Source organism: Bacillus aquiflavi, from assembly GCF_019915265.1.
GTDB classification, from domain to species: domain Bacteria; phylum Bacillota; class Bacilli; order Bacillales; family Cytobacillaceae; genus Bacillus_BT; species Bacillus_BT aquiflavi.
Genome location: NZ_CP082780.1, coordinates 675,282 through 689,527 on the forward strand (window position 1 = coordinate 675,282; position 14,246 = coordinate 689,527).

A 14,246-nucleotide genomic window follows, 5' to 3' on the forward strand; every position below is an offset into this window, starting at 1 on the left:
GTAAGAAACGGTATTTATTTATGCAGTTGATGTACCGATTTTTTAGTTCTCCCCTTCAAACAATATCATGCCACTTTAATAACGAAATATGCGTTTTTTTTTTTTTTATGAAAGATGTAACTATTTTTATTGACAGCTTTTTGCTAAAATATAACTAGTTGATATTAAGTAAAATTTGTCGATGCTTCATAATAGTGAGATTAAACAGGAGGACGTAAAATGGCGTTATTAGAAATAAATAATATAACAGGAGGGTATACGAGGAATCCGGTCTTAAAGAACGTATCCTTTCAAGTAAATGAAGGAGAGATTGTTGGATTAATCGGTTTAAACGGTGCAGGAAAAAGCACAACGATCAAGCATGTAATCGGTTTGATGGAACCAAAAGGCGGAGAGATCACAATTAATGGAGATTCCTTTCAATCTGACAAAGACAAGTATAGAAAACAATTTACATTTGTTCCGGAGACACCGATTCTTTATGATGAATTGACGCTTGAAGAGCATTTAAAACTAACCGCAATGGCTTACGGACTTAACGAAAACACCTTTCAGTCGAGAGTGGATCATCTTTTACACGAATTTCGAATGGAGAAACGTTTAAGTTGGTTTCCTGCTCATTTCTCGAAAGGAATGAAGCAAAAGGTTATGATTATGTGTGCTTTCTTAGTTCAACCTTCTTTGTATATTGTTGATGAACCTTTTGTTGGCCTTGATCCTCTTGGAATACAATCGTTGCTTGATTTAATGAAAAAAATGAAGGAAGCTGGTTCGGGCATTTTAATGTCAACCCATATATTGTCAACAGCCGAGCGTTATTGTGATCAGTTTGTTATTTTACATAATGGTGAAGTGAGAGCCAAAGGAACGTTGCAAAATTTACGTGAGCAATTCTCAATGCCAAGTGCAACTCTAGACGATTTATATATTCAATTGACAAAGGAAGAAGATTATGTTTGATGAAAAGATACTATGGAAGAAGCGGTTTGGGGAAAATAGTAAAGAAATGGGGCGTTATCTTCGCTATATTTTAAACGGTCATTTAGTAATTGTCATGTTCTTTCTTCTCGGAACAGGAGCGTACTATTATCAACAATGGCTTGAGACGCTTTCGTCTCAATTTCCTGTTGAATTAATTATGGCTGGAACCCTTGCTGTTTTTTTAACATATAGTCCTATTTATACATTTTTAATCGAACCTGATCAAATTTTTTTTCTTCCTTTAGAAACAAAATTATCGAGTTATTTTCAGCGATCAGCAATTGTTAGTATTCTTTTTCAATCGTATATTTTGTTATTCATTTTAGCAGCATTAATGCCGATGTATGTTCAAGTTAAGGGTGGTAGTTTCAAGGTTTTTTTTATTTTCCTGCTCTTTTTAATTGGAATGAAAGCATTAAATATCGCTGTAAGAATGAAAATTCTGTACTATATCGAAGCGTATGTCCATACTAGCGATATGCTAGTACGCTTTAGTATTAATGCTTTATTCCTTTATCTTCTATTTGTACAGGCAAGCTTCGCTTATTTACTTATATTGGTAGGGGTCTTCGTCTTATTGTATATTTATTTTTCGAAAAGGACAGAAACAAGAGGGATAAAGTGGGAATCGTTAATTCGTCAAGAGGAAAAAAGAATGACTTCCTTTTATCGGCTTGCGAATTTATTTACTGATGTACCGCATTTAAAGGAACGAATTAAAAGACGAAAATGGCTTGATTGGCTGCTTTACTTAATTTCCTATCGACAGGATCAAACATTTGCCCATTTATATACAAGAACATTTTTAAGAGCAGGTGATTATTTCGGCTTGTTTATCCGTTTAACGATTATTGGCGGGGCAGGACTTTATTTTATTTCGTTTGGAATTGGTCAACTGTTTATTACGTTGTTATTTTTATATTTAACAGGATTCCAATTAATTCCTCTTAAACATCATCATCAAAATAAATTATGGATTACACTGTATCCTGTTTCTGAAACAGTAAAAGGAAGAACGTTCAATAAATTACTTTTTATGATTTTGCTTATCCAGTCAAGTTTATTTACACTCGTCATTTTAAGTAAAGGAGATTGGCTGATTGCATTGATGACATTTGTAGCTTCAATTTTGTTTATTGTTCTATTTGTTTTTTATTATGTAACAAAGAAATTTCACTTCGAAAGCTAGCAGCTTTTTGTATGAAACTTTTTAGTTAAAAAAGCGTATACTTGATAAAAGTACAGTTGAAGGACGGTATTAAAAAATGAACGAGTATGAAACGAAAGTATACGAGCAATTGCAGTTATGGCAACGTGAGATGACAAAAAGACCTAGTTTAGTGAACCGGATTTCAAAAAAAGCTCAAAATAAAGTAAATCAGCTTATTCCTGAAAAAGTACATCTATTGCTGACAGAAAGTATAAAAAATATGGTTAAAGCAACTCTTGTCGGTTCAAATTTAACAACAAAAAAACGTCAACAAACATTTACCTTATTCGAACGTGACGAACTTTTAAAGGAACGATTATCTGCTTTTCGAAAAACAGCAGTCATTGAAGGAGCTGGGACAGGTGCGGGCGGCATTTTGCTAGGGTTCGCTGATTTTCCTTTGCTATTAACGATTAAAATGAAGTTTTTATTTGAAGCAGCTTCCATATATGGTTTTAATACGAATGATTATGAAGAACGTCTCTTTATTCTTCACGTGTTTCAGCTCGCCTTTTCAAGTGATGAGAAAAAAAAAGAAACGATGCAGCTCATTGATCAATGGGAGGAACGGAAACAGGAACTCATTGATATGGATTGGAGGGAGTTTCAGCAAGAGTATCGCGATTATATTGATTTAGTGAAAATGCTTCAGCTAATCCCTGGTTTTGGGGCAGTAGTTGGTGCATATGCAAATTACAATCTTTTAGATCAACTTGGGGAAACTGCAATGAATGCCTATCGCTTAAGACTATTAAAAACGAACCCTCAAGGTTTGTAGCTTAAGGGTTCGTTTAAGTTTTATACATTTACAGTAAATTCAGAAAATTGCTCTTGATATTTAACAGCAGCAAAGCCAAGTGTTTTAGCAGCGATGAGCATCGCCTTTTCATTAATATCGAACTTTGGATGATGGTGTGGAAAAGCTTTTGCAGGATCATGAGGCTGCGCACCTGTTATAAAAAAGCATCCTTTCACGTGCTGTAAATAATAAGCAAAGTCCTCTCCGCCCATATGGGGTTCAATTTCTTCAATCGTTGTTACTTCTGGAATCTGTTTTGCACAGTTGAATAAAAAGTTTGTTTCATCTTTATAATTTTTGACGGCTGGGTATCCTCGATGATACTTATAATGATAAGTACAATTGGCTGTGAAACACGTTCCCTCTACGATTCTCTCAATTTCTTTTTCTATTGAATCACGAACTTCACTGTTAAAGGTACGAACAGTACCAGTTAATGTTGCTTTATCAGCGATAATATTGAAGGCATTACCAGCAACGAAGGAACCGATAGAAAGAACAGCTGAATCAATTGGATTGACTTTCCGGCTAATGATTTGCTGTAAATTGACGACAAGCTGAGATGCAGTGACGATCGCATTTTTTGTTTTATGAGGCTCTGCGCCGTGCCCGCCTGCGCCTTGAATTGTAATTTCAAATCGATCAGCTGCAGCCATAAGCGGACCTACTCTCGATTGAATCCTTCCAATAGGGGTAAGTGACCATAAGTGTGTGCCAAAAATAACATCAACACCATCTAGACAACCATCTTCAATCATTGAAATGGCACCGCCTGGGGCAAATTCTTCTGCATGCTGATGAATCATAACGTAAGTGCCAGCTAATTCATGACGCATCTCATGTAATGTTTTTGCAAGAATTAAAAGTGTTGCTGTATGTCCATCGTGCCCACAAGCATGCATTACACCTGAAGTGAGAGATTTATATGGTACATCTTTTTCGTCTTGTATAGGCAAGGCATCAAAATCTGCGCGAAGAGCAACTGTTTTTCCAGGTTTCTTTCCGTAAATTTTGGCGACAACTCCATTTCCGCCAACGTCACTTCGGACATCTATTTTTAAATTTTCATAAAAGTTTTTTATGTACTGTGCTGTTTCAACTTCTTGGAATGATAATTCAGGGTGTTGGTGTAAATAGCGACGAATTTCAACCATTTCGCTATACTTGTTTTCTAACTTCTCGAATAAAGTTTTGCTCAAAATAATCATCTCCTTTTTTAAAATAGTATAACATTTTTTAGTTAAGATGTTATTTTTTAAAACAACTATTAATATTTATGTTTCTTGCCCTTTAATAATCCCAATATTTCACGCTAAAAATAATGCTACAATCGTTGTCACAATTAATCCGGTTGCAACTGGAACTAAATTACGCCGTGCCAGTTCAAATGGGTCGACATTACAAATAGCTGCAGCTGGGATTAGTGCCCACGGGATTAATGTACCACCTCCGACCCAAATCGTCGCAACTTGACCTAGTGCTGTAAGTGTAGCAGCACTCGTATTTAAGGCAGCACCAAAAAGACCACTAATAGAACCAATTAGAGAAAGACCAGAAAAGCCAGACCCATCTAGCCCTGTAATGATGCCTGAAATAGCAACTGTTATCATGCTAATTCCTTTATTTAATGGCACACTTCCAGCAAGACTATAGCTTAAATCATTTACAATTCCATTTGAGCTTTCAGGAAGAAAATCTCCGATAATTGTGGAAAAGCCATCTCCTCCTAAATAAAAGAATGCAGCGATTGGAATAACTGGGCCAAATACTTTAAATCCAAATTGAAATCCAGTAATAAAATAGTTCGTTATTTTTTCCAATCCTTTATTTTTATAACTAATGAGAGAGATTGTCACAATAATAAGAATAGATGTTCCCCCAATTAGAGCAGTAGCATCGGAGCCTTGTAACTTAAGGATAAACATTGCTGCAACATTCATTCCAAATAGGAGGGGAATGAGCAATGCAAAAAATCTTTTCTGGGGAAGGGTAAGCAAATTGGCTTTTTTTCCTGTACTTGAATAGTGGAAATGTTTCTTTGTTATATTCGGGAAGTATCCTTTTCGCATCTCTTTTTTTAATAGCAAAAAAGCAGTTACCGTTGTAACAAGTCCCATTACAACGATTAGAGGAACACTTGCCGCCATTACTTCATTGACGGGCAGTCCAGCAGCATCGGCTGTTAACTTTGGAGCTGCTTGAATAATAAAATCACCTGATAAGGCGATACCATGGCCGAATAAGTTCATTGCCATTGCGACGCCAATAGCCGGAAGTCCTACCTTTAAAGCGACTGGAAGAAGGACGGCTCCCATTAAAGCAACGGCTGGAGAAGGCCAAAAAAACAAAGAAATGATCATCATCGTTATACCGATTACCCAGTAAGCTAATACAGGGGTACGGATTAGCTTAGTAAAAGGAGCGATCATGATGTCATTAATTCCTGTAGCTATTAATATGTTGCTCATTGCGACAATGATTGAAATGATTAAAATGGTGGAAAGGAGTTCTGTAATTGCATATATAAACCCATTAAAAATACTACTAATCGAAGCATCTAATGATTTTGTTGTTAAGATGGATATGAGAAAAATTCCAATCATACAAATGAGAGTCGTATCCTTGCGAAATACCATAAAACTAATAATAAAACCAATAAATATGAGATAAATCCAATGAGTTATTGTTAATTCAATCCCCATAAACATTCCTCCTATACATATAGTGAACAGACTTGGAGGTTTTGAAAGTGTATTCTAATGTGATATAGGATATGTGCCCAAATAAAATTCGTGAACGATTATGTAAATGTAATATTAATTAATATTGTAGTGAGCTTTATTCATAGAAGTACAGAATGATATAGCACTGTCATAATGGAAAAAATCAGACGCTAGGCTGATAAGAAAACAATCTTTTGAATGTTACAAGGAATGCTAAAAAAGTTAAAATGGAGTTAATATCTATTACACTTTGAATCCTTGTCCAACTCAGATAGATGGTGTTACGATATTACCTAAAAGAAGGTTATCTTGAAAGAAGGTGGTTTATTTGCGATATCGTTCAATGAATCAAGCTTTTTATGCTATTTGTTTATTAATAATTGGTATTTTATTACTTTTATTTAATCTTGGTGTCATTTCCTTGGAAATAAAAGAATTGATTGTCGTAATTTATCCTTTTCTATTATTTTTTATTGGGCTTTTCAGATTGTTTCGTTTCCGGTCTTCATCCCATTTTCATCTTTTTAATAGTTTGTTTCTCATTATCTTTGGAGGGCTATTGATAGGGGATCGGTTTAATCTCATTGAATTTCGATTTTGGGATTTTTGGAAGCTGTGGCCGATTATTTTTATTTATATAAGTATGTTAATGATTTTTAAGAAAAATTCAATACAAGTACATTTTGGGGAGGACTTCCATGAGAAATTAAAGAATGCAGATTTTAATAAGACGAAAAGAGGATTTTCAATAGGTGATATTAGTTTTAGCAAAACGAACTGGCCTGCTGAACCAATGGATTTATATAATACGATAGGGGATTATTTTATCGATTTTAGCAAAGCCTATATTCCTGAAAAAGAGATTCCGATTACGATACGTGGGTTGATTAGCGATGTCAAAATTCTGATTCCTGAAGATATTCCTGTGAACATAAAAGCATTTGTTAAGATAGGGGATGTTCGAATTTTTAATCTTGACTCAAACTTTATCGGCCCTACGTTAACTTATAAATCAAAAGATTACGATGAAGCAGTTAAAAGATTAATGATTACAATAGAGTTAAAAATAGGCGCTATTCGAGTTGATAAAGTATAGGGGGCTTAAAAGATGAAAGAAATGCGCAGTATTCGATTTTGGTTTTTACAAAGCTTCTTGATGACAGCTTTGTTTAGTTCCCTGTTTTTTTTTATTGGATTACAAATTTATTTATCAATTGTGAAAAATCCTTCAATTAATGTAGCTACTACATTTTGGCTATTAATATATGTGTTTATTATTTTAATCATTGTAGGCAGTTATTTCGGATTAAAGGGGAGCTATTTAATAAAAGGAAGACTAGGAGATATATTAATATATGTATCTACATTAAGAAGCGGCAAATTTTCTGAACGGATTGTAACCTATGAAAAGGATGAAATTGGCTTAATTACAGACGAGTTAAATCAACTTGCGAAATACATTCAAGAACAAGTCCATTCGATGCAGCGGCTAGCAGATGAAAAATCAATGTTAGCCCAATCAGCTCATGCAGCTGCAGTGATGGAGGAACGGCAAAGAATTGCGCGTGACTTACACGATGCAGTAAGCCAGCAGCTATTTGCACTTGGGATGATGTCATCAGCAGCGCTAAGAATGTTTGAGATTGACTTAGATAAAGCAAAACAACAATTACATGAAATTGCAAATATAGCTGCAAAAGCTCAAATGGAAATGCGGGCGCTGCTCTTGCATTTACGTCCAATACAGCTTAGTGAGGATTCATTATGTGATGGCGTCATTAAATTAATACACGAATTGAAAAATAAAACAAATATTGAATTTAATGCAAGCGTAGATGAGGTTACTCATTTGTCAAAATCTGCTGAAGAACATTTGTTTCGAATTATTCAAGAGGCTCTGTCTAATACTTTACGTCATGCCGATGCATCAAAAGTAAAGCTTATTTTAACAGAAAAGGAAAACTATATTTATTTATTTATCAGTGATAATGGAAAAGGTTTTGATTGGCAAAAAGCTAAAATTGCATCGTATGGATTAAAAACGATGCGAGAGCGGTGTGAGGAAGTGGGCGGTATTTTTAAAATTCGATCAAAGAAAAATGAAGGGACATATATTGACATCCGTATACCAAGAAAGGAGAATTAACATAATGATTAAGGTTGCTGTGATTGATGATCATGAGATGGTTCGAAAAGGGATTATTTCGTATTTAATAACAGAACCGGGAATTGAGGTGATTGGCGAAGCAAGCAGTGGAAGAGGAGCGGTTGAACTAGTCAGAAAGAAAAAGCCAGAAGTCGTTTTAATGGATTTATTAATGGAGGATGGAACGGGGATTGAGGCAACGAGAGAAATTTTAAGTTTTTATCCTGAATGTAAAATTATCATTATTACAAGCTTTTATGATGATGAACAAGTGTTTCCTGCGATTGAGGCAGGAGCTTTTAGTTATATGTTAAAAACAGCTCAAGCACAAGATGTTGTCAATGCAATTAAAAAAGCTGTAAAAGGTGAGGCGGTTATCGAACCTAAAGTAGCAAATAAAATGATCAATCATTTTCGAAAAAAAGAGAAAAAGCCACACGATGATTTAACCGAGCGGGAGCTTGAAGTGTTAATGTGTATTGGTGAAGGGATGACAAATCAAAAAATAAGCGAGGAATTATTTATCGGGATTAAAACTGTTAAAACACATGTAAGCAATATATTAAGCAAATTAAATGTAGCAGACCGAACTCAAGCTGCTATTTATGCAAATCGGAATGGTATATAAAAAAAAAACTTTTTTCTGAAATTGATAAAAAGTATATGATGAAGGGGAGAAAGAAAAAAACTACCCTTATTTAGACTGGTGAAAAACGCTCATATGCATCGTTATTTTCGCTTCGTTTGCCTCGTTGTTTGGTGCCTGAACTAACAAGCGTTTTCAATCGGTCTGAAGGAATTTGTTTTAAGGAGTAGCAAAGTTAACTAGCCTTTGCTTCTTGAGGTAGAAAAACACCTGCATTTTTTGTGTTGCTAAGACTTTGAACTACAGTTCTGTTCGTTCCTGCGTGTTCTTTTGGCAAGTGTTTTTCAACTATTTTCAAGAAAACTGCTTCATCCTTTTTCCCTGTTGAAAGATAAATTTATTTTTCTTCCTCTTCTTCTGTAGGAATAATATATTTTGTTACGTATGAAGGTGCAGCGAAGATCCCTGTTTCATTATTTGTCTGTGAACTTTTCTGTTTTTTATGGGCTTTTTTATACGATTTTGACTGTTGCCAAGCTTCGAAAGCTTGGGGATTTTCCCATATTGTTAAAATTATATACGTGTTATGGATGAGAGGTCGAAGTACGCGAATTGCTACAAAACCGGGTTCATTTTCAATTAATCGAGCTCGATTTTTAAAACGGTACTAAAAAATAGGTCTTCCTTCATCTGTAACGGGGATATTATTCATCGCGACAAAACCGTACTGTTGTAAAGTTCCAGCTTGATCGATGATTTCATAGCTGCGCGGTTCGTTGAAAATTGTTTTTCCATTTGTTTCATGGAGTAACAGGGCGGTATTTTCATTTTCCATTAAAATCATTTTTTCTAACTTGTGCTTCTCCATTACTTTTTTTAAATATTCAATTGTTCCGTTCGTCATAAAGATCTTCATTTTAATCACCTCTAACGTTATTTTACCAAAAAGATCTTATTTTGAAACATTTTTAAAGTTAATCATACGTAAAAGCGTCAACTTTTTGACATTTTTAACGGTTACCTATACAACCATAGTAGAAAACGCTATATTTGAATCAGTTTATAAAAGTAACGTTCGTATTTTTGTGAAATGGCACATTTTTATTTACAATAGTAATAATAGCGAAATTGAAAGGTGGATACATAGATGAATAAGCAAATGAACGAAACGATATTAAAAGCCGCTAAAGGAGAAAAAACAGATCATGTACCGGTTTGGTATATGAGACAAGCTGGTCGTTCACAGCCTGAGTATAGAGCGTTGAAAGAAAAGTATTCATTGTTTGAAATAACGCATCAACCAGAATTATGTGCGTATGTTACAAGACTTCCAGTTGAACAATATAATGTAGATGCGGCGATTTTATATAAAGATATTATGACACCGCTTCCAGCAATAGGTATAGATGTTGAAATTAAATCAGGTGTAGGACCGGTGATCTCAAATCCGATTCGCTCTTTAGCCGATGTAGAAAAATTAGGGGAAATCCATCCAGAAGAGGATGTTCCTTATGTTCTTGAAACAATAAAGATCTTAACGACTGAACAGTTATCTGTTCCATTAATTGGTTTCGCTGGCGCGCCATTTACGTTAGCTAGTTATATGATAGAGGGTGGGCCTTCAAAAAACTATAATAAAACAAAGGGTTTCATGTATTCTGAGCCTAAGGCTTGGTTCGTTTTAATGGATAAATTAGCCGAAGTTACGATTACCTATGTGAAGGCGCAAATTAACGCAGGTGCAAAAGCGATTCAAATTTTTGATTCTTGGGTCGGTGCTCTAAATGCCGCTGATTATCGAACATTTATTAAACCTGTAATGGAAAGAATTTTTACAGAATTAAAACAAGAAGGTGTTCCACTCATTATGTTTGGAGTTGGAGCAAGTCACCTTGCATTAGAATGGCATGATTTACCGTTAGATGTTGTTGGGCTTGATTGGCGCTTATCCGTTAAAGAGGCACGAAAGATGGGACTGACTAAAACATTGCAAGGTAACCTTGATCCTGCAGTATTACTTGCGCCTTGGGAAGTAATTGAAGAACGGGCTAAAGAGATTCTTGATCAAGGCTTGGAGCAACCAGGATTTATTTTTAATTTAGGTCATGGAGTGTTTCCACAAGTGAAACCAGAAACATTAAAACGTTTAACTGCCTTCATTCATGATTACTCAGCAAATAAATAATGTTACTTTTTGAGCATCCTATTTAGTAAATAATAACAGTGACTTCATGTTTGCTTTGAGATAATTAGAAAGAGGTGGATGACAACATGACAAAAAAGAAGATAGGCTTACTTGTAATGGCGTATGGTACACCATATAAAGAAGAAGATATTGAGCGTTATTATACACATATACGAAGAGGCCGCAAGCCCTCTAACGAAATGTTAGAAGACTTAAAATCTCGCTATGAAGCAATCGGCGGTATTTCTCCGCTTGCGAAAATTACAGAAGAACAGGCAGAAAAATTGGCGGCACGCTTAAATGAAATTCAAGATAAGGTTGAATTTAAAAAGTATATTGGACTTAAACATATAGAGCCCTTCATTGAGGATGCAGTTACGCAAATGCATCAGGATGGAATTGAAGAAGCTGTTAGTATTGTTCTTGCACCTCATTTTTCAACATTCAGTGTGAAATCATATAATGGCAGGGCAAAAGAGGAAGCTAACAAGCTTGGCGGCCCGAAAATTACTTCAATTGAAAGCTGGTATGATGAACCTAAGTTTATCCAATATTGGGTGAATAAAGTGAAAGAAATTTATAAAAATATGCCAGCCGACGAGAAAGAGCACGCAGTATTAGTAGTATCTGCTCATATTTTGCCTGAGAAAATCTTACAATACGGTGACCCTTATCCTGATCAACTATTTGAAACAGCTAAGCTTATAGCTGAGGGAGCAAATGTCAAAGAATATACAATTGGTTGGCAAAGTGCTGGAAATACTCCTGAACCATGGATTGGACCCGACGTTCAAGATTTAACACGTGATTTACATAATAAAAAAGGTTACCAAGCTTTTGTCTACGTTCCGGCTGGCTTTGTAGCTGATCATTTAGAAGTCCTTTACGATAATGATTATGAATGTAAAGTTGTAACAGATGAAATCGGTGCCAGTTATTATCGCCCTGAAATGCCTAATGCGAATCCAGAGTTTATCGATGCACTTGCTACAGTTGTCTTAAAGAAATTCAGCATGAAGGGATAATAATAAAAATTTTTATAACTGCAATAATCAGTGGGATAAAAAAGGACTCCCACTGATTAATGTGAGGTAATTTTTCATGAAAAGAAGGCGATAAACGGTGTTTAAAGATAGGAAAAAAGTTATTGTCATTGGAGGAGGAATCACTGGTTTAACTTCTGCTTACTATTTACAAAAAGTTGCACGAGACTATGACCTACCCCTTGATGTGAAATTGATTGAAGCGTCACATCGCCTTGGCGGGAAAGCTCAAACAGTTGTAAGAGATGGCTTTGTTATTGAAAGAGGTCCTGATTCATTTTTAGAGCGGAAAACAAGTGCTGCTCGGCTTGCGAAAGAAGTCGGCATGGAGGATAAATTAGTCAATAATGCTTCGGGTAAATCATATGTACTTGTTCAAAATAAGCTCCATCAAATGCCTGAAGGTTCAGTAATGGGAATTCCGACAAAAATTACTCCGTTTGTTACAACTGATTTGTTTACTTTTTCAGGAAAAATACGTGCAGCTGCTGATTTTATTTTACCGCGCTCAAAAGCTCAGGAAGATCAGTCGCTAGGAGAATTTTTTAGAAGGAGACTTGGAGATGAGGTTGTTGAAAATTTAATTGAACCTCTTCTTTCAGGAATTTATGCAGGAAATATTGATCAGTTAAGCTTAATGTCAACTTTCCCGCAATTTTATCATGTTGAGCAAAAGTATCGAAGCCTTGCTCTTGGCATGAAAAAAGCAATGCCTCCTCAGAAAAAAAGTCCTAGAAAAAAAGGAATCTTTTTAACGTTTACTACAGGGTTACAGTCATTTATAAGTGCGATTGAAGCAAAGCTTGAAAAAGGTTCAGTTTTAAAAAGTATGCGTGTCGAAAAAGTAGTAGACAGTGATGATAATTACAGTATTTATGTAAATAGTGGAGAAATCATTCAAGCTGATAGTATAGTTGTTGCAACTCCACATCAAGTGACAAGATCAATCTTCCCTGATTATTCTTTATTTGCACCTTTAAAAGATATGCCTTCAACATCTGTAGCAACGGTAGCCTTAGCATATCCCGAAGAGGCTATAGACAAGGATATTGATGGTACTGGGTTTGTTGTTTCAAGAAATAGCGATTTTACAATTACTGCATGTACATGGACACATAAAAAATGGCCTCATACAACACCAAAAGGAAAAGTACTGCTCCGTTGTTATGTTGGACGACCAGGTGATGAAGCGATCGTTGAGTTATCAGATGACCAAATCGTTAAAATCGTTTTAGATGATTTAAATAAAACGATGAATATTACGGCAAAGCCTGATTTCTCTGTTATAAGCCGCTGGAAAGCTGCAATGCCCCAGTATACAGTTGGACATAAGCAACGGCTCGAATCTGTTAAACAAGCAATGGCTCAACAACTAAAGGGTGTATTTCTGGCAGGAAGTTCTTATGAAGGTTTAGGCTTGCCAGATTGTATTGACCAAGGGGAAGCGGCCGTTGAAAAAGTATTGACTTATTTGAATATGAATCCAAATGAAAAACCGGCTGACTAATATAACAGTCGGTTTTGAGCTTGAGACAAAGAAAAAATTTGTAGTAAAGTCTCTACACTTGTCAGTCGAGACGATGACAACGAGTCAGAAGCAAATAGGACGGATGTTCATGAGCACACAGCGAAGTACAAGCAATGTTGGATACGGATCGAAATCGGCTGACGATGAACAGCTGGTTTTTTGACTAAAGATTTATATTAATGCATTAAGGTGTTGCTGTGATAAAGGTGTTTTTTTACTTGTTAAACAAACAGAGTTTTGTTTTAATGATAAACATAAATATTTTTTCTATTTTAGATTGCATTATATTTTACTCTGTGATATCGTATTGAAAGAACTAATTGACCAAAATGCTCATTCAGTCATTTTAGTGGAGGTGAAGTTTTGGCCATTGATCGCAAACAACAAATAATAGAAGCTGCAACGAAATTTTTTTCACTATTTGGATATAAAGCAACAACGATGGATCAAGTTGCAAAATTGGCCAATGTAGGAAAAGGAACGATCTATACATTTTTTAAAAATAAAGAAGAGTTATTTGATGATATTGTTTCTACTCTTATTACAGAAATGAAAATAACTGCTGATGAATCTTTTGATCCATTACAGTCATTTCATAAAAACGCACACCGTGTTTTGTATAACATTTTAGAATTTCGACTTAAGCATCAACTGACGATTAAGCTTTTTCAAGAGGGACTGGAAATGGGCACCCCTGCTGTTAAGGACATGATGGAGAAACTTGAAAAAGCCATTTTAAGCTTTATTAAAGAAAGAGTAGAAGATGCACTTAAAAAAGGAGAAATTCGTACATGCGATCCGGAAATAACAGCGTTTATCATGCTAAAGCTTTACGTATCTCTTATTTTCGACTGGGAGAAGCATCATCAGCCTCTTAATAAAAAAGAGATAGCTGAACTCTTTGAATTATACATCTTTAAAGGATTATCTCCAAAATGATGATCCTTATTTTTTGGAATGATATGACTAAATGAATAATATGGTCAATTAGTATATTGTTTTGATATTTCAGTTGAGATAAGGATACCCACTGATAAGGAGGCAT

The 14,246-nt window shown here is 35.2% G+C and carries 13 protein-coding genes and 1 pseudogene; 10 read left to right on the forward strand and 4 right to left on the reverse strand.

Annotated features, from left to right (window positions below):
- The first annotated feature begins 219 nt into the window (after positions 1-219).
- The 3 genes from K6959_RS03475 to K6959_RS03485 all read left to right on the forward strand — a co-directional run bounded on the left by K6959_RS03475 (position 220) and on the right by K6959_RS03485 (position 2,969).
- Positions 220-960, forward strand: coding sequence for an ABC transporter ATP-binding protein (locus K6959_RS03475; protein ID WP_163239006.1), 741 nt, complete (start codon positions 220-222; stop codon positions 958-960).
- Positions 953-2,170, forward strand: a complete 1,218-nt coding sequence (locus tag K6959_RS03480) for an ABC transporter permease (protein ID WP_163239008.1) — start codon at positions 953-955, stop codon at positions 2,168-2,170. Before K6959_RS03475 ends, K6959_RS03480 begins: the two co-directional genes overlap by 8 nt.
- 76 nt (positions 2,171-2,246) lie before the next feature.
- Entirely contained in the window at positions 2,247-2,969 is a 723-nt protein-coding gene (locus K6959_RS03485; RefSeq protein ID WP_163239010.1) for an EcsC family protein, read from the forward strand.
- 20 nt (positions 2,970-2,989) lie between these two features.
- Here K6959_RS03485 and K6959_RS03490 read toward each other — a convergent pair whose 3' ends face one another.
- Together K6959_RS03490 and K6959_RS03495 are read right to left on the reverse strand one after the other, a co-directional pair.
- Positions 2,990-4,198, reverse strand: coding sequence for a M20 family metallopeptidase (locus K6959_RS03490; RefSeq protein WP_223087646.1), 1,209 nt, complete (start codon positions 4,196-4,198; stop codon positions 2,990-2,992).
- Between the two features lie 99 nt (positions 4,199-4,297).
- The gene (locus K6959_RS03495) at positions 4,298-5,692 is read right to left on the reverse strand and encodes a hypothetical protein (RefSeq protein WP_223087647.1); all 1,395 of its coding nucleotides are present in this window, start codon (positions 5,690-5,692) and stop codon (positions 4,298-4,300) included.
- A 340-nt stretch (positions 5,693-6,032) separates the two neighbouring features.
- Between K6959_RS03495 and liaF the strand changes: the two genes are divergently transcribed.
- Genes liaF through K6959_RS03510 form a run of 3 tightly spaced genes read left to right on the forward strand, consistent with a single transcriptional unit; the run spans position 6,033 to position 8,487 of the window.
- Positions 6,033-6,809 (forward strand): cell wall-active antibiotics response protein LiaF, encoded by a 777-nt coding sequence (gene liaF, locus K6959_RS03500; protein WP_262421883.1) that lies wholly within the window; start codon positions 6,033-6,035, stop codon positions 6,807-6,809.
- Between the two features lie 12 nt (positions 6,810-6,821).
- Positions 6,822-7,859, forward strand: coding sequence for a sensor histidine kinase (locus K6959_RS03505; protein ID WP_163239018.1), 1,038 nt, complete (start codon positions 6,822-6,824; stop codon positions 7,857-7,859).
- A 4-nt stretch (positions 7,860-7,863) separates the two neighbouring features.
- Positions 7,864-8,487, forward strand: coding sequence for a response regulator (locus K6959_RS03510; protein ID WP_223087648.1), 624 nt, complete (start codon positions 7,864-7,866; stop codon positions 8,485-8,487).
- Positions 8,488-8,680: 193 nt separating this feature from the next.
- On the opposite strand, the gene K6959_RS18795 is transcribed toward K6959_RS03510, so the two are convergent.
- The gene (locus K6959_RS18795; RefSeq protein ID WP_258561149.1) at positions 8,681-8,803 is read right to left on the reverse strand and encodes a hypothetical protein; all 123 of its coding nucleotides are present in this window, start codon (positions 8,801-8,803) and stop codon (positions 8,681-8,683) included.
- Positions 8,804-8,842: 39 nt separating this feature from the next.
- Positions 8,843-9,361: pseudogene (locus K6959_RS03515) on the reverse strand (antibiotic biosynthesis monooxygenase family protein).
- A gap of 231 nt (positions 9,362-9,592) precedes the next feature.
- On the opposite strand from K6959_RS03515, the gene hemE reads away from it, so the two are divergent.
- The 4 genes from hemE to K6959_RS03535 all read left to right on the forward strand — a co-directional run bounded on the left by hemE (position 9,593) and on the right by K6959_RS03535 (position 14,140).
- Positions 9,593-10,630 carry a uroporphyrinogen decarboxylase gene (gene hemE / locus K6959_RS03520; RefSeq protein WP_163239024.1) on the forward strand — a complete coding sequence of 346 codons (1,038 nt, stop codon included), beginning with the start codon at positions 9,593-9,595 and terminating at the stop codon, positions 10,628-10,630.
- An 86-nt stretch (positions 10,631-10,716) separates the two neighbouring features.
- Positions 10,717-11,655 (forward strand): ferrochelatase, encoded by a 939-nt coding sequence (hemH, locus tag K6959_RS03525; protein ID WP_223087649.1) that lies wholly within the window; start codon positions 10,717-10,719, stop codon positions 11,653-11,655.
- A gap of 97 nt (positions 11,656-11,752) precedes the next feature.
- The gene (hemY, locus tag K6959_RS03530) at positions 11,753-13,180 is read left to right on the forward strand and encodes a protoporphyrinogen oxidase (RefSeq protein WP_163239028.1); all 1,428 of its coding nucleotides are present in this window, start codon (positions 11,753-11,755) and stop codon (positions 13,178-13,180) included.
- Positions 13,181-13,564: 384 nt separating this feature from the next.
- Positions 13,565-14,140, forward strand: a complete 576-nt coding sequence (locus tag K6959_RS03535) for a TetR/AcrR family transcriptional regulator (RefSeq protein ID WP_223087651.1) — start codon at positions 13,565-13,567, stop codon at positions 14,138-14,140.
- Positions 14,141-14,246: the final 106 nt, after the last annotated feature.

Excerpts from the sequence above, each read along its gene's own strand:
- K6959_RS03475 (WP_163239006.1), top strand. The coding sequence starts at position 220 with ATGGCGTTATTAGAAATAAATAATATAACAGGAGGGTATACGAGGAAT.
- K6959_RS03505 (WP_163239018.1), top strand. The coding sequence starts at position 6,822 with ATGAAAGAAATGCGCAGTATTCGATTTTGGTTTTTACAAAGCTTCTTG.
- K6959_RS03495 (WP_223087647.1), bottom strand. The coding sequence starts at position 5,692 with ATGGGGATTGAATTAACAATAACTCATTGGATTTATCTCATATTTATT.
- K6959_RS03480 (WP_163239008.1), top strand. The coding sequence starts at position 953 with ATGTTTGATGAAAAGATACTATGGAAGAAGCGGTTTGGGGAAAATAGT.
- K6959_RS03510 (WP_223087648.1), top strand. The coding sequence starts at position 7,864 with ATGATTAAGGTTGCTGTGATTGATGATCATGAGATGGTTCGAAAAGGG.
- K6959_RS03490 (WP_223087646.1), bottom strand. The coding sequence starts at position 4,198 with ATGATTATTTTGAGCAAAACTTTATTCGAGAAGTTAGAAAACAAGTAT.
- hemE (WP_163239024.1), top strand. The coding sequence starts at position 9,593 with ATGAATAAGCAAATGAACGAAACGATATTAAAAGCCGCTAAAGGAGAA.
- K6959_RS03485 (WP_163239010.1), top strand. The coding sequence starts at position 2,247 with ATGAACGAGTATGAAACGAAAGTATACGAGCAATTGCAGTTATGGCAA.
- hemH (WP_223087649.1), top strand. The coding sequence starts at position 10,717 with ATGACAAAAAAGAAGATAGGCTTACTTGTAATGGCGTATGGTACACCA.